Origin of the sequence: Scytonema millei VB511283, assembly GCF_000817735.3 — a bacterium.
GTDB classification, from domain to species: Bacteria; Cyanobacteriota; Cyanobacteriia; order Cyanobacteriales; family Chroococcidiopsidaceae; genus Chroococcidiopsis; species Chroococcidiopsis millei_B.
On sequence record NZ_JTJC03000002.1, the window covers coordinates 613,029 to 626,400 of the forward strand.

Here is a 13,372-nt window from a genome sequence, read left to right on the forward strand (position 1 = left end):
AGATTCGCTTAGGTGGTCGATTGAATCAGTTATCAGTTGTCAGTTATCAGTTATCAGTAGAGACGTTACATGTAACGTCTGTACAAAGTTAAGTTATCAGAGACTAATTAATTTTGACTTGTGACTTGTGACTTGTCCCCTAGCCCCTCATCTCCCTGTACCCACAGAAAAGTTCCAAAAAAATCAGAAAAAATTAACTTGGGGATCGGCAGGTTTTGGGCTGGCTGCACTACCTTGGTAAGTGAGTGTGGCTAATTGTTAAGAAGCTAAAAATTATCAAATCCTTAACCGTGAACATTCCTAGTTCTATTTGGACGCTATTAATTGGCATCGTCTTGACTCTGACAAGTCTGTGGTACGGTCAAAATCACGGCTTACTACCCACGGCAGCCTCAGATGAAGCCACTTTGGTTGATGGGCTGTTCGACACAATGATGACGATTGGCACGGGTCTGTTTGTGCTGGTACAAGGCATATTGATCTATGCTGCCTTTAAGTTTCGCCGTCGCCAGGGCGATAACACTGACGCGCCTCCGGTGTTCGGTAATATTCCTCTAGAAATTCTGTGGACGGCGATCCCGGCAATTATTGTCATCGGCTTATCGATCTACAGCTTTGATGTCTACAACGAAATTGGTGGTTTCGATCCCCACAGCGCTCACGAAGCCCCTATTGCTGGGCAAGCAATGAAAATGCCAGGAGCAGCGATCGCGGCAACATTGAACGATACGCCGCCTAGCACCGAACCTAACGCAAATCAAATCAAGTCGGATGAGGCAATGTCAGATCCAGCAACCGCCTCCGTCCGCAACTCCGACCAAATTCCTCAAAAACGCGATGCTCCTGGTATGGGTATAGTCTCTCCTGGCATCGGTGCAAGCCCAGGTAACGAAGGAAAAGTTCCAGGGCTTGCAGTTAACGTCACTGGCTTGCAATATGCTTGGATTTTCACCTATCCAGATACGGGCGTTGTGGCTAGCGAATTGCACGTTCCTGCTGGTAAAGAGGTGAAACTAGACATGACAGCGAATGATGTCATCCACGCCTTCTGGGTTCCAGAATTGCGTTTAAAACAAGATGTCATTCCTGGTAGGCAAAGTGAAATTCGCTTCACCCCAAAAATCTTAGGGGAATATAAAGTAATCTGTGCTGAACTATGCGGTCCTTATCACGGGGCGATGAACACCAAGTTTATTGTGGAAACACCAGAGAACTTTGACAAGTGGATGCAGGAACAACAAGTCGCAACCAAGGGCAATCTAGAACAGGCGATCGCCCTCAATGCCGCAGATCGTTCCCCCGCTGAATTTCTCTCCCCATACACCGCGCAAATGGGAATTCAGCCCGAAACCCTTCATCAGCTTCACCATCAATAGAGGGGTGAGGAACGAGGAGTGAGGAGTGAGGGCTAAGTTACAAAATTGCTTTATTCTTCACTCCCTACTCCCTACTACGCGGCTCCGATGGCGAGGTTACCTCGCCCTCTGCCCGCTTCCCTACTCCCTACTCCCTTTTTTTGCTATGACTCAAGCACAAATCCAACGATCGGCTAACTTATCTATCTTGGAAGCAGAACCAGGGGAAAGAAAGTGGCGCGATTACTTTACTTTTAATACTGACCATAAAGTAATCGCCATTCAATACCTGGTGACGACGTTTATTTTCTACTGTATCGGCGGCGTAATGGCTGACATGGTGCGGACGGAACTGAAAACGCCCGAAGTCGATTTTGTCAGCCGCGAAGTGTATAACAGCTTGTTTACACTCCACGCCACGATCATGATCTTTTTGTGGATCGTGCCAGCAGGGGCAGGTTTTGCCAACTTCCTGATTCCCTTGATGATTGGGGCGAAGGATATGGCATTTCCGCGCTTGAACGCGGTCGCATTTTGGATGATCCCACCTGGGGGAATCTTACTCATCAGTAGTTTAGTCCTGGGCGACGCTGCTGACGCTGGCTGGACTTCTTATCCTCCCCTTAGTTTAGTCACGGGACAATTAGGCGAGGGGATTTGGATTATCAGCGTCTTGCTGTTAGGAACTTCTTCAATTTTGGGGGCAATTAATTTCCTCGTCACTTTGTTGAAGATGCGGACACCAGGTATGAGTACGACGCAAATGCCCCTATTCTGTTGGGCAATGCTGGCGACTTCTGCCTTGACGCTCGTTTCTACACCAGTGTTAGCAGGTGCTTTGATTCTGCTATCTTTCGACTTATTTGCTGGCACGGCATTTTTTAACCCCACAGGAGGCGGCGATCCGGTAGTTTACCAACATATGTTTTGGTTCTACTCGCACCCTGCGGTGTACATTATGATTTTGCCCTTCTTTGGGATCATTTCTGAGGTGATTCCCGTTCACTCCCGCAAGCCAATTTTCGGTTATAAAGCGATCGCCTATTCGAGTTTGGCAATTAGCTTTTTGGGATTGATCGTCTGGGCGCACCACATGTTTACCAGCGGTATTCCTGGTTGGTTGCGGATGTTCTTCATGATCACGACTATGATCATCGCCGTACCTACGGGGATCAAAGTTTTCAGTTGGTTGGGGACGATGTGGGGTGGTAAAATTCGCCTCAACAGTGCGATGCTGTTCGCGATCGGCTTTGTCAGCCTGTTCGTCATCGGCGGGATCAGCGGTGTCATGCTAGCTGCCGTACCGTTTGACATCCACGTTCACGATACCTATTTTGTCGTCGCCCACCTCCACTACGTTCTATTTGGTGGCTCGGTATTTGGGATCTATGCTGGAATTTACCACTGGTATCCCAAAATGACGGGACGGATGATGAATGAATTCTGGGGTAAGGTTCATTTCGCTTTGATGTACGTCGGGATGAACTTGTGTTTCTTACCGATGCACAAACTCGGACTGATGGGCATGAACCGCCGGATTGCCGAGTATGATGCCAAGTTTGCCACGCTGAACTTTGTCTGTACGATGGGGGCTTACTTGCTAGCTATCTCCACCGTACCGTTTATCATCAATGCAATTTGGAGTTGGATGTACGGTCCCAAAGCTGGTAACAATCCTTGGGAAGCACTAACCTTAGAATGGATGACAAGCTCGCCACCGGCGATCGAAAATTTTGCTGGATTCCCCGTATTGGCAACTGGTCCTTACGACTACGGTATGGACAGACCTAAATCTGAGGTCGATGTCCCCTTGGCTGATGAAAGAGAACCAGCTTTAGCTGCTGGACCCAAATCGGCTTTACGTGCCGATCCCGATCCAAATGTCGCTGCCAATCCTGAAGACCGTAAGTAGAGATGTTATATGTGTAGAGGGGTTACATATAACGTCTCTACCCTACTCCCTACTTCCCACTCACCCTGCGTGCGACTTCATTAATAGCCCCCTTTTGAAGGGGTTGGGGGATCGGAGAACTACGCCAATTCACGAAAAGATCCCCCCTAGCCCCCCTTGAAAAGGGGGGAACAATAGAAAGTTGCACCGAAGCGTTACTCCCTATTCCCTAAATTATGCAAAGTCCAACTATAGACCCAGCAAAAACGGAACTTAATTACCACCACAAAGCAGAAGCCGCCCATCATGAAGAACATCCTGATTTTCGGATGTTTGGCTTAGTCATGTTCTTAATCGCAGAGGGCATGATTTTTCTTGGTATGTTTGGCGCGTATTTGGCTTACCGTTCCACTTTACCCAGTTGGCCCCCTGAAGGAACGCCAGAATTAGAACTTCTACTACCAGGAGTCAACACTATTATCCTGATTTCTAGTAGTTTCGTGATGCACAACGCCGATACCGCGATTAAGAAGAATGATGTCACGGGTATGCGTACCTGGATGGCAATTACAGCGGCGATGGGTATTATTTTCCTGTCAGGGCAGATCTACGAATACAGTCATTTAGAATTCGGGCTAAAGACGAATTTATTTGCCAGTGCATTTTACGTTCTGACTGGTTTTCACGGACTTCACGTTACTGTTGGGGTATTGGCAATCTTAGCGGTTTTGTGGCGATCGCGCCGCGCCAATCACTACAGTCAAGAGCATCACTTTGGTGTAGAAGCCGCCGAACTTTATTGGCACTTTGTCGATGTTGTTTGGATTGTTCTATTTGGTTTGTTATATCTGCTTTAACAGTTATCAGTTATCAGCATCAGTCATTTAGTGTCGTCTGCTGTTAACTGATTTAAACTGAAGATATCTTAATTTTGCACTTGGTTGAAATTAGCCCCTATATAGGGGTTTTTTCTTGTCTTTGTGAGAGCGGGTTTATTGAAAAATTCTGTTACAAGCGGGGCTTTTTGGTGAACCCGCCCCTACGTTTGACGGATAATTTCTGATTCATGCAATCGATGTATTCACCACACCTCACACCCGATCCTAACTAGAAAGTTTTGCAGCCAATTTCTCCGTCTTAATGGAGTAGAAAGATACTCGCTGGCAGTTTGAGCTAAAATTTCTCCCCAACTGGGATAGACGGAAACGAGAGCGGCAATTGCGTCAATTTTCAGTTTTTGGGCGATCGCTAAAGCAATAAGATTAATTAACTCCCCTGCTTGAGAGCCAATAATTGCCCCACCTAAAATCGTGCCATTACGCCGCACGACTAATTGACAAATCCCCGTCATTTCATCCCGAATTTGGGCTATTGCTAAAGTCTTAAAATAACGTTGTAATACGAAGACATCATTGTCATATTTTTGTCTAGCTTGAGCTACTGTAAAACCCACTCTTGCTAAGGGCGGATCGGTACAAACTAACCAAGGAATATTACGATAATCAACTTGATAGTGAAAAGAAAATAAAGCATTTTGTAAAGCGTTGTGCAGGGCAATTTTAGCTTCGTAATTGGCAATATGAGCGAATTGATAACCGCCGATCGCATCCCCACAAGCATAAATGTGTGAATTTGTCGTTTGCAATTTTTGATTCAAACGCAGGCGATCGCGTTGTGTTTTCACCCCCACTGCTGCTAGATTGAGCTGTTCGAGTTCTGGCTGTTGTCCGGCACAAAGTACAATTTCATCAAATTCCATAGCTTCGCGATCGGCTTGAATCCATTTTTTGCCCTCAATGCCCTTGACTTGAGTAACGGTAGTATTAGTGAGAACGCGCACTCCCTCAGCTTCGAGAATAGCTTGCAATAACTGAGCAATTTCTAGATCTTCTCTAGGTAAGATGTGAAGACGCTGGACAATTAAAGTGACATCTAAACCCAATCTTGCTAATGTTTGTGCCAACTGACATCCATTTGGATCGCCACCGAGTATTGCCCAACGTTTCGGTGGGTTCGGAGAAGTCAACGACGAGAAAACCTCGGTAGCGGTTAAGTATCCTGTAGCGGCTAGCCCTTCGATCGCGGGAACTATTGGACGTGGGTTAGTGGCGATCAGATATTTCCGTGCTGCCAAGCAACGATTATTAACTACAAAACCCAGATTTGGCTGAGCGACAAACTTACCCTGCCCGAGAATAAAATCAACTCCTAAAGCAGCTAAAACAGCAGGTGAGTTCTCCTCTGCTAAATTTGACTGGACATTTTGCGCCCAGTGCATGATCCGGTTCCACTGGATAGAAAGTTGACAGTCATCGATCGCATTCCCATGACTCGAACGCAAGCCAAAATTTCCCATCTTTTCCCATTGTCGAGCTAATTGCCCGATGTAAGAAAGAGAGTCGGGAGTCGGAAGTTGGGAGTCGTAGGGGCGCACGGCTGTGCGCCCGTACAATGGCAAATTCGTTTCTACTAGGGCTACAGTAGCATTCTGTTTTGCCGCGATCGCGGCAGCGTAGCGTCCGGCTGGGCTGCCGCCAATAATAACTATGTCGTAATCTGCCATAGTGCTTCAATGAGGCGCTCGTTTTCAGTTGTAGAGCGCACGGCAACCCGAAAATAGCGATCGCCTAGTTCGGGAAAACTAAGACAATCTCGGATTAAAATTCGCTCGTGTTTTAATAGCTGCTGTTGGAGTTTTGAACTCGGTCGCTCAGACTCTACCAATAAAAAGTTAGCAGCACCAGGCAGAGGTTGCAATCCTGGAATCTGAGATAGCTCCTGCTCTAATCGCGCTCGTGTAGGTGGTAGCCATGCCCAAGTTTGTTGCTGAAATTGGCTATCTTTAAGTACCGCGATCGCCGCAGCAACAGCAAGAGTATTAACTGCCCAAGGATCGCGTCGCGCCAGCCAGCGATTGAGACGTTCGGGATGGGCGATCGCGTATCCCAATCGCAGCCCTGGCAGGCTGTAAAATTTAGTCAGCGATCGCAAAATGACTAAATTGGGATATTTCTGCACCAATGGGATCAGACTTTGTTCTGCTGCTGGTGGTAGAAAATCCATAAAAGCTTCATCCACCACTACCAAAGCAAATTGCTCCAGATAGGGCAGAATTTCTTCTTTGTGCCACATCTGCCCTGTTGGGTTGTGGGGATTGTTCAGGAGTAAACCAGAATTTGAAGGAGTGAGGAGCGAGGAGTGAGGAGTGAGGGGTGAGTGGTGTGGGAAGTGTGGGAGGACACTCGAAGAATTTTCTCCCTCAGCTCCCTCAGCTCCCTCAGATCCCCCAGCTCTCTTCTCCCCCTTGTCTCCCTTGTCTTTCTCTGCTCCCTGCTCCCTACTCCCTGCTCCCTGCTCCCTGCTCCCTGCTCCCTCTAATTCCAACGGACACTCGATCGCCTTTGCACCAAACGCTTTCAGCGCCCGCCAGTAGTCGCCAAAAGCTGGAGTCACGAGATAAGTTGCAGCTAATTCAGATAAATCCCAACCCGCCCACGTAAGTAAATCTGCCGAGCCATTCCCCGGCAGAATCCATTCTGGTGGTAACTGATGCACCTGCGCTAGAGCTGTTCTCAGTTCGCTGTAATTGGGATCGGGATAGGAACTGAGTTGGCTGATGGCAGAATGAATCGCAGCGATCGCGCTTTGGGGTGGTCCCAAAGGGTTGATACTAGCCGAAAAATCGAGAATCGCATCGGATTCACAACCCGCGATCGCTGCTGCCCAAGCTAAATTTCCTCCATGTACAGGTTGCATCCAGTTCGGGTTTCCTGCAAGAACTTTATTCTCAGTCTTCGGGAGGAGCGACTTTTTCTTTAAATAGCTTCCCTGCTGAGAAAGCCGGAACCTTAGTTGCCGGAATTTCCATTTTATCGCCAGTTTTCGGGTTGCGACCTTCGCGAGCTTTGCGCTCCCGCGACTCAAAAGAGCCAAAGCCTACTAGCGTCACTTTATCTCCTGTGGAGACTGCATCGATAATGGTTTCCAAAGCAGCAGTCAGAACGGCATCTGCTTGCTTTTTCGTCACGCTTGCCTTTTCAGCAATTGAATCGACTAATTCACCCTTGTTCATTTCATTCTCCTGTGAGTTAACAAACTACCTCAAAACAAGTGGTTCTGAACTCTCGCAACCTGAGCTTCAGCTTTTGTCTGTGGCTAGTTTGCCCACTAAAATCGCTGAAACTCTCATTGGTTGGATATTTCATTGACCTATTCTAAGGTCTGCTTGCCAAATATAGATCGTTAAAACCTTTAAGTTATATGGATTTCAGGATTTTTTAGACAATTGCTCGATTTTTTCTGCACAATTTTTGATGAAATTTCGCTAATTGATTTTTTGACGCAAACAGAAAAAACTTATCCGATATAATTTCTAGGCTATTTTTGATTGTTTTGAGAATTAGTTTGCGGTTCTGGTGATTTTTTTGGCGGTGCTGAAGCCTGTTTCCACTCCGCTAGGGTTCTGTTGACAGCATTTTCAAAATTAGTAGAGACCAATAGTACGCTACTTTGAGCGGGTTGTGGAGTCGGTGGATCGGCTTGAGCGTACAAAAAACTACGGTTAAAATCTGGCTGACCCAAGACCAATCGATGAGTTTTCCCATCCTGTAACTTAACTTCTACCGTCGCTTGAGGTTGCTGCAAGCCATAGTCAGAAAGCTGTGCAGCGGGTACGGTCAAAACGCGATCGCTCTTGCTATTAACCAACAAATCTAACAAATAGGCGATCGCCCCCTCACTGGCAGGAGCTTTATCGGGAACCTGCATTTGCCACCCTGTCTTACTATCCTTAGCGCGATCGAACTGTAAAGTTTGGTTGCGAGTCTTAACATTTAGAGACTGAATTTGGTCTTCTTTAAACGTAAATATTTGTTGCTGCTTTTCTCGTGCTTTCTGGCGTTGAGGCGTGCCTTGAATTTCATAAAAGTACACAAATCCCCCCATTCCCAGCGCGAGGAGGAGCAAAATTAATGTCGTGCGTTTCATATGAGGAGTGAGGAGTGAGGAGTGAGGAGTGAGGAGTGAGGGAAGAAAAATTTGGAGGACAAGGAAGCAGAGGAGCTTCAGGTGCAGAGGGGAAAATCAATTCAGTATCCAAAATCCCACACCCCACACCCCACACCCCACACCCCATTCTTCACTGATAACTGATAACTGACAACTGATAACTGATTTATCTCCGCAGCCACCACAGCAATACAGCGCAGGCAAAACCAATGACTGGCAGAATGACTAAAGAGATCCAACCTAGAAGATTAATTTGTAGGGGTGTGAGATTCAGACGGCGCTGTTTTTGTTCCTTGGGGCGCACGGATAGAGTTTGTTTGTTATCTTGACTGCTCAACCAGCTAATGGAATTTAAGAACACGTCTCCATTCAATTGCTGCTCGAATAATCCATCGATCGCAAATTGAGCGTTACCAATGACTACCATCCTGGCTTGAGTTGTCTTGGGAGCAGCATTAGCTACTGGCTCGGCTGAGACGATGCGATTGAGGGCGTAACCTATAGTTAAAGGACCTTTGCGATCGCTTGCCGGATCGAAGCGCAATGGTTGGCTTTGTATGTCGCTTTCCGCCCAACTTTCAGCACTCGTTTGTAGAATTGGCGTTGCTTCCACTCCTGTGACTGGTTTGCTGTCAATTGCTCTCGCACCACCAAAAATCGATAGATTATTGCCAAAATCTTGCGTAATTGGATGTTGTCCGTAATTATCAACCACAGCAAAAGCAGGACCAAAACCGATTGCTTGTCCAGCAGGATCGATAATCACTCGGTTATCTAGGGTAAGCCCCCAATTTTGCAGCAGACTATCTAAATTGGGGTTTGTCTGAGGGTCGAGGAGTAGCATCAAACTTCCACCCCGATCTAAATACGCGCTTAAGGCTTTAACTTCCTGGGGAAATAACCCTCGTTTGGGACTGGCGACGATAACCACAGTCGCATCTTGAGGAATTTTCGCTTGCTGGACTAAATTCAGCGGTTCGGCAGCAAAGTTTCTATCTTTAAGTGTATTCAGGGCTGAGGATAGCTTACTCTGTTCCCCAATCCCAACTTCGCCGTGACCTTGAAGGAAATAGACTTTTCCAGCGCGATCGCTTGTCACTTGCTGAATTTTAGTTGTCAGTTGCACTTCTGACAATCGCCCTTGTCCGACCGATTGTATGAACTGTCGCCGATTGCCTGCTTCTATGTAAACATCACCAAACGATTTCACACCGAACTTTTGAGCTAACCCTGGTCGTGTTTGTGGATCGACATACTCAAAACTAAACTGCGACCCTTGACGGCGATAATTTTCTAATAATGCTCGATCTTGGGGGTTTTGGTTGCGATCGAATACCCACACCTTGACGGGTTGAGATAAATTTTGGACAATTTCACGCGACTGAGGGGCTAAGGTATACAGCCCTGTTTCGGTGAAATCGATCCGCGTTTGGTAGCGAGTGGCTAAGAAATTAATGAGTCCGAGAATGACCAAAACTGCTAAAGTTGCAGCGATCGCATTTGTTCCCGCCTGAGTCGAACGTCGCTTCCACCACTTAGTTTTATAAGCTTGCCATACCAGACCTAAAACGCTTAAAACAGCGCCAGCAGCAATTAATCCCAAAGGGACAATTCCCCAACTACCTGCTACGGTTCCCGCTGTTAAGCCCATCAGAATCAGGAAGGGACCGAGCAAAAATAGGTATTGCCAATAAGTTTTTTTCTTTTTAGCGACAGTTTTCATAATAGTTTTCTATTTGACTACGGCAGAGGAGATCCCCCCAACCTCCCCTTAAAAAGGGGGGCTAGAGGCGATAATTAAACTTTTTTTGGCTGCATCAAGTAATAGCTGATAAACTCTTTGTCCCTCTGGTTTCTTTCTCGTTTTTGCGCGATGAAGGGCTGTGATTTGCATCCAACCAGGAATAGTTGGATTAGCACCTGCATTAATTAGCAACTTGGCGACTTCAAAGTCACAATTTCCTGCGATCGCACCATCAAGATCTTTGAAATCGTAAAGCATCGATCGCCTGTGCGGTGAGAAAAATCCCTAATAGAATGTAACTGAGAAAAACAACTAAACTACTAGAATCAAAAATCCCTTGTATCCAATTGGTATAGTGTTTGAGTAACGAAAGATGACTTAAAATTGCACCCACTGGCGTACCGCTAAGATTTTGGGCGATCGCATCGATAACCCAAAGAAACAAAATTAAAGCAAATGTAATAATCGCCGCCAGAATTGTGCTATCGGTGAGAGAAGAAATGAACATTCCTAGAGATAAGATTCCTGCCGCTAATAGGATGAGTCCCAAATGTCCCATCAAGGGAACGACTGGAAATATGGCAGGGTTCGCAGTACTTAAAGCAAATGCTTCATAAGCAAAAATTGGCAATATCAATGTTAGAAAAAATGTAACAACTCCTAATAGTTTCCCTACAGCAACCGCCCAGTTTGTCACGGGAGAAGTCGCGAGTAATTCTAACGTGCCGCGCTTGCGTTCTTCGGCATACAAACCCATTGATAATATAGGCAAGATAAATAAAGCCAAAGAACCCATGATTCCCAAGAAAGCTTGTTGAAACTCGTAAGCCACATCAATCGGTGAGGCAGGAACTCCAGGTTGCTGCCCTTGCAGTAAATCTCTTTGAGCAACTTGCTGAATAATTCCTTGTGGACCCAATAGAATCAAGGCAAAGAAAAACCCAGATAATAACCAAAATATACCCGCGATCGCATAAGCCAAAGGCGAGACAAAATAACTTTGTAACTCCCTTCGATAAATCGCGATGATGTTAGCAAAAATTAAACGCATAATGAGGAGCGAGGAGTGAGGAGCGAGGGGACAAGGGAGACAAGGGAGACAAGGAAGCAGAGGAGCTTCAGGAGCAGAGGAGATAAAACAACTAACTGGTCATTGATAACTGGTTACTGCTCACTGGTCACTGATAACTGGTCACTGGTCACTGTCTCTTCCATAGTTAGTTCTAAGAACACATCTTCTAATGATGCTCGCGTTCTTCGCATTTCGTAAATTTTCAGGCCCATTCCGACCAAAACGGCAACAATATCTGGTCCTGGCTCCGTAGTAGGTTGGGAAATGACTCGCAGCACGTAGCGATTGGCTTCTGTGGTAGATATTGATTCTACCGATCGCACGCTGGGCAGCATTTTTATCAATTGTTGCGCCGCCGCGCTATCCCCTTCAGTCTCAATTTCGTAACCTGCACCACCAGTCAGGTTTGCCTCTAAACTGTCGGGAGTTCCGGTAGCAATGATTTGTCCGCGATTGATAATGGCGACGCGGTTACAGGTCATGCTGACTTCTGGCAGAATGTGGGTAGAAAGTACGATTGTATGGCTATCAGCAAGACTTTTAATTAAATTACGGACATCAATAATTTGGCGGGGATCGAGTCCTACCGTAGGTTCGTCGAGAATAATCACTGGGGGATCGTGAACGATCGCCTGAGCGATCCCCACCCGTTGACGAAACCCTTTGGAAAGTTTGCGAATCAAAACGCGCCGTTTTTCTTGTAGGTTACACCGTTCGATAGCTGCTTTGACCCGCCGATGGCGATCGCCTGCGGCTACTCCCTTCAGTCTTGCTACAAAATATAGAAACCCTTCCACCGTCATATCGAGATATAGAGGTGGTGTTTCTGGTAAATAACCAATCCGCTGACGCACGGCTAAGGACTGTTCGTGGACATCATAGCCTGCGATGCGTGCCGTACCGCTACTCGCAGGTAGATAGCCCGCTAAGATCCGCATAGTTGTGGTCTTTCCAGCGCCATTGGGTCCAAGGAAACCCAAAATTTCTCCCGCTTCCACGCTGAAAGTCACATCCTGAATCCCAGACGTAGAACCGTAAATTTTACTCAAATGTTCGACTTCAATCATGAATCAGTTATCAGTTATCAGTTATCAGTGGAGAGTGACTAGTGGCTGGTGGCTAGTGACTAGAATGAATCCCCTGCTCCCCTGCTTCCTTGTCCCCTCTGCTCCCTGCTCGTGCGCTCCCTGCTCCCTAGTAAATACCCTTCCATCAAGCAATCAGAACCTACGGTACGCCACTGGACTCGTTCGAGAGTTATGGCTTGTGTCATTTGGGTGAAGCCTAAGTCGCCTACTGGGGTGGGAGCTGTGCTGCCGCCGATGATTTTGGGGGCAATAAAGGCGAAAATTTTCTGAATTGTACCTTGGGCGATCGCTTCTGCTGCTAAAGTTCCGCCGCATTCCCACAGAACGGAAAGACAGCCGCGCTGGTAGAGATGAGCCATTGCTGCGGTGGGGGTGAGGGAATCGAGTTCTAAAATTTCTACACCGCGATCGCGTAAGATTTTCTGCATGTCAGGGTTTGCTCCCGTTTGCGTCATCACTAATGTCGGTACTGTTTCGGTTTGCCACAAATGAGCCGTTGTTGGTAAATCTAACGTCCGGCTCATGACTACCCGTAAAGGATTAGGAGCATCAATTTGGCGGATTGTCAAGCGAGGATTGTCAATCCTCACGGTGTTTCCGCCCACAATGATGGCATCGCACGCAATTCGTAGCTGCTGTACCTCTTCTCGCGCTGCTGGATTAGTGATCCAGGCACTATGACCGCTAGTGGTGGCAATTTTGCCATCGAGGGTCATGGCATATTTAAAGATGCCGAAGGGTCGCTGGTAGATCATGCGATGAATAAACCCTTCATTGAGTTGCCGACAGTCGGCTTCTTCGACTCCAACTACAACTTCAATTCCCGCACTGCGTAGCCGCGCAACTCCCCTCCCTGCAACTAAAGGGTTCGGATCGACCATTCCCACTACAACTTTTGCTACCCCAGCCGCGATTAAAGCTTCCGTACAAGGTGGGGTACGTCCGTAGTGGTTGCAGGGTTCGAGGCTGACGTAAACGGTAGCTCCCAAGGCGCGATCGCCTGCTGCTTTTAAGGCAAAAACTTCTGCATGGGGTTGCCCCGCCCCAGGATGAAAGCCCTCGCCGACGATTTTTCCATCCTGCACCACAACAGCCCCAACCAGAGGATTGGGAGCAGTGCGTCCCAAAGCACGACGGGCAAGGGTAAGACACCGTTGCATCATTTCTCGGTCGAAAGCAGTACCTACCCTTGGCTCTATTTTGGAATCCATTGCC

Annotated in this window: 13 protein-coding genes; 4 read left to right on the forward strand and 9 right to left on the reverse strand. The window is 47.1% G+C overall.

From position 1 onward, the window contains the following. Window positions 1-290 precede the first annotated feature (290 nt). The 3 genes from QH73_RS10555 (at window position 291) to QH73_RS10565 (ending at window position 4,103) form a co-directional block, all read left to right on the forward strand. Window positions 291-1,376, forward strand: a complete 1,086-nt coding sequence (locus QH73_RS10555) for a cytochrome c oxidase subunit II (RefSeq protein WP_039716465.1) — start codon at window positions 291-293, stop codon at window positions 1,374-1,376. Window positions 1,377-1,521: 145 nt separating this feature from the next. Continuing rightward, window positions 1,522-3,267 carry a cytochrome c oxidase subunit I gene (gene ctaD / locus QH73_RS10560; protein WP_039716464.1) on the forward strand — a complete coding sequence of 582 codons (1,746 nt, stop codon included), beginning with the start codon at window positions 1,522-1,524 and terminating at the stop codon, window positions 3,265-3,267. A gap of 215 nt (window positions 3,268-3,482) precedes the next feature. After that, the gene (locus QH73_RS10565) at window positions 3,483-4,103 is read left to right on the forward strand and encodes a cytochrome c oxidase subunit 3 (protein ID WP_015155997.1); all 621 of its coding nucleotides are present in this window, start codon (window positions 3,483-3,485) and stop codon (window positions 4,101-4,103) included. A gap of 224 nt (window positions 4,104-4,327) precedes the next feature. Here QH73_RS10565 and QH73_RS10570 read toward each other — a convergent pair whose 3' ends face one another. The 4 genes from QH73_RS10570 to QH73_RS10585 all read right to left on the reverse strand — a co-directional run bounded on the left by QH73_RS10570 (window position 4,328) and on the right by QH73_RS10585 (window position 8,232). Beyond that, on the reverse strand, window positions 4,328-5,809 hold the full coding sequence (locus QH73_RS10570; RefSeq protein ID WP_039716463.1) for a dihydrolipoyl dehydrogenase family protein: 1,482 nt from the start codon (window positions 5,807-5,809) through the stop codon (window positions 4,328-4,330). Further along, the gene (locus QH73_RS10575; RefSeq protein ID WP_039716462.1) at window positions 5,791-7,002 is read right to left on the reverse strand and encodes a pyridoxal phosphate-dependent aminotransferase; all 1,212 of its coding nucleotides are present in this window, start codon (window positions 7,000-7,002) and stop codon (window positions 5,791-5,793) included. The genes QH73_RS10570 and QH73_RS10575 overlap by 19 nt, the downstream gene beginning before the upstream one ends. Before the next feature lie 31 nt (window positions 7,003-7,033). Further along, complete coding sequence (gene hbs / locus QH73_RS10580; protein ID WP_015156000.1) at window positions 7,034-7,318, reverse strand: non-specific DNA-binding protein Hbs; 285 nt, start codon at window positions 7,316-7,318, stop codon at window positions 7,034-7,036. Between the two features lie 305 nt (window positions 7,319-7,623). Then, a complete protein-coding gene (locus tag QH73_RS10585) occupies window positions 7,624-8,232 on the reverse strand; it encodes a DUF4340 domain-containing protein (protein WP_039716461.1) in 609 nt (202 codons plus the stop codon). A gap of 35 nt (window positions 8,233-8,267) precedes the next feature. Between QH73_RS10585 and QH73_RS28735 the strand changes: the two genes are divergently transcribed. Next, the gene (locus QH73_RS28735) at window positions 8,268-8,390 is read left to right on the forward strand and encodes a hypothetical protein (protein ID WP_286194082.1); all 123 of its coding nucleotides are present in this window, start codon (window positions 8,268-8,270) and stop codon (window positions 8,388-8,390) included. 29 nt (window positions 8,391-8,419) lie between these two features. Here QH73_RS28735 and QH73_RS10590 read toward each other — a convergent pair whose 3' ends face one another. From QH73_RS10590 to ribD, 5 genes are all read right to left on the reverse strand, one after another. Next, complete coding sequence (locus tag QH73_RS10590; protein ID WP_039716460.1) at window positions 8,420-9,976, reverse strand: GldG family protein; 1,557 nt, start codon at window positions 9,974-9,976, stop codon at window positions 8,420-8,422. A 48-nt stretch (window positions 9,977-10,024) separates the two neighbouring features. Continuing rightward, on the reverse strand, window positions 10,025-10,255 hold the full coding sequence (locus QH73_RS10595) for a hypothetical protein (protein WP_039716459.1): 231 nt from the start codon (window positions 10,253-10,255) through the stop codon (window positions 10,025-10,027). Beyond that, window positions 10,230-11,048, reverse strand: a complete 819-nt coding sequence (locus QH73_RS10600) for an ABC transporter permease (RefSeq protein WP_039716458.1) — start codon at window positions 11,046-11,048, stop codon at window positions 10,230-10,232. The genes QH73_RS10595 and QH73_RS10600 overlap by 26 nt, the downstream gene beginning before the upstream one ends. A gap of 113 nt (window positions 11,049-11,161) precedes the next feature. Beyond that, window positions 11,162-12,136, reverse strand: coding sequence for an ABC transporter ATP-binding protein (locus tag QH73_RS10605; protein WP_039716457.1), 975 nt, complete (start codon window positions 12,134-12,136; stop codon window positions 11,162-11,164). Window positions 12,137-12,195: 59 nt separating this feature from the next. Beyond that, window positions 12,196-13,368 (reverse strand): bifunctional diaminohydroxyphosphoribosylaminopyrimidine deaminase/5-amino-6-(5-phosphoribosylamino)uracil reductase RibD, encoded by a 1,173-nt coding sequence (gene ribD, locus QH73_RS10610; protein ID WP_039716456.1) that lies wholly within the window; start codon window positions 13,366-13,368, stop codon window positions 12,196-12,198. Between the last annotated feature and the right edge of the window lie 4 nt (window positions 13,369-13,372).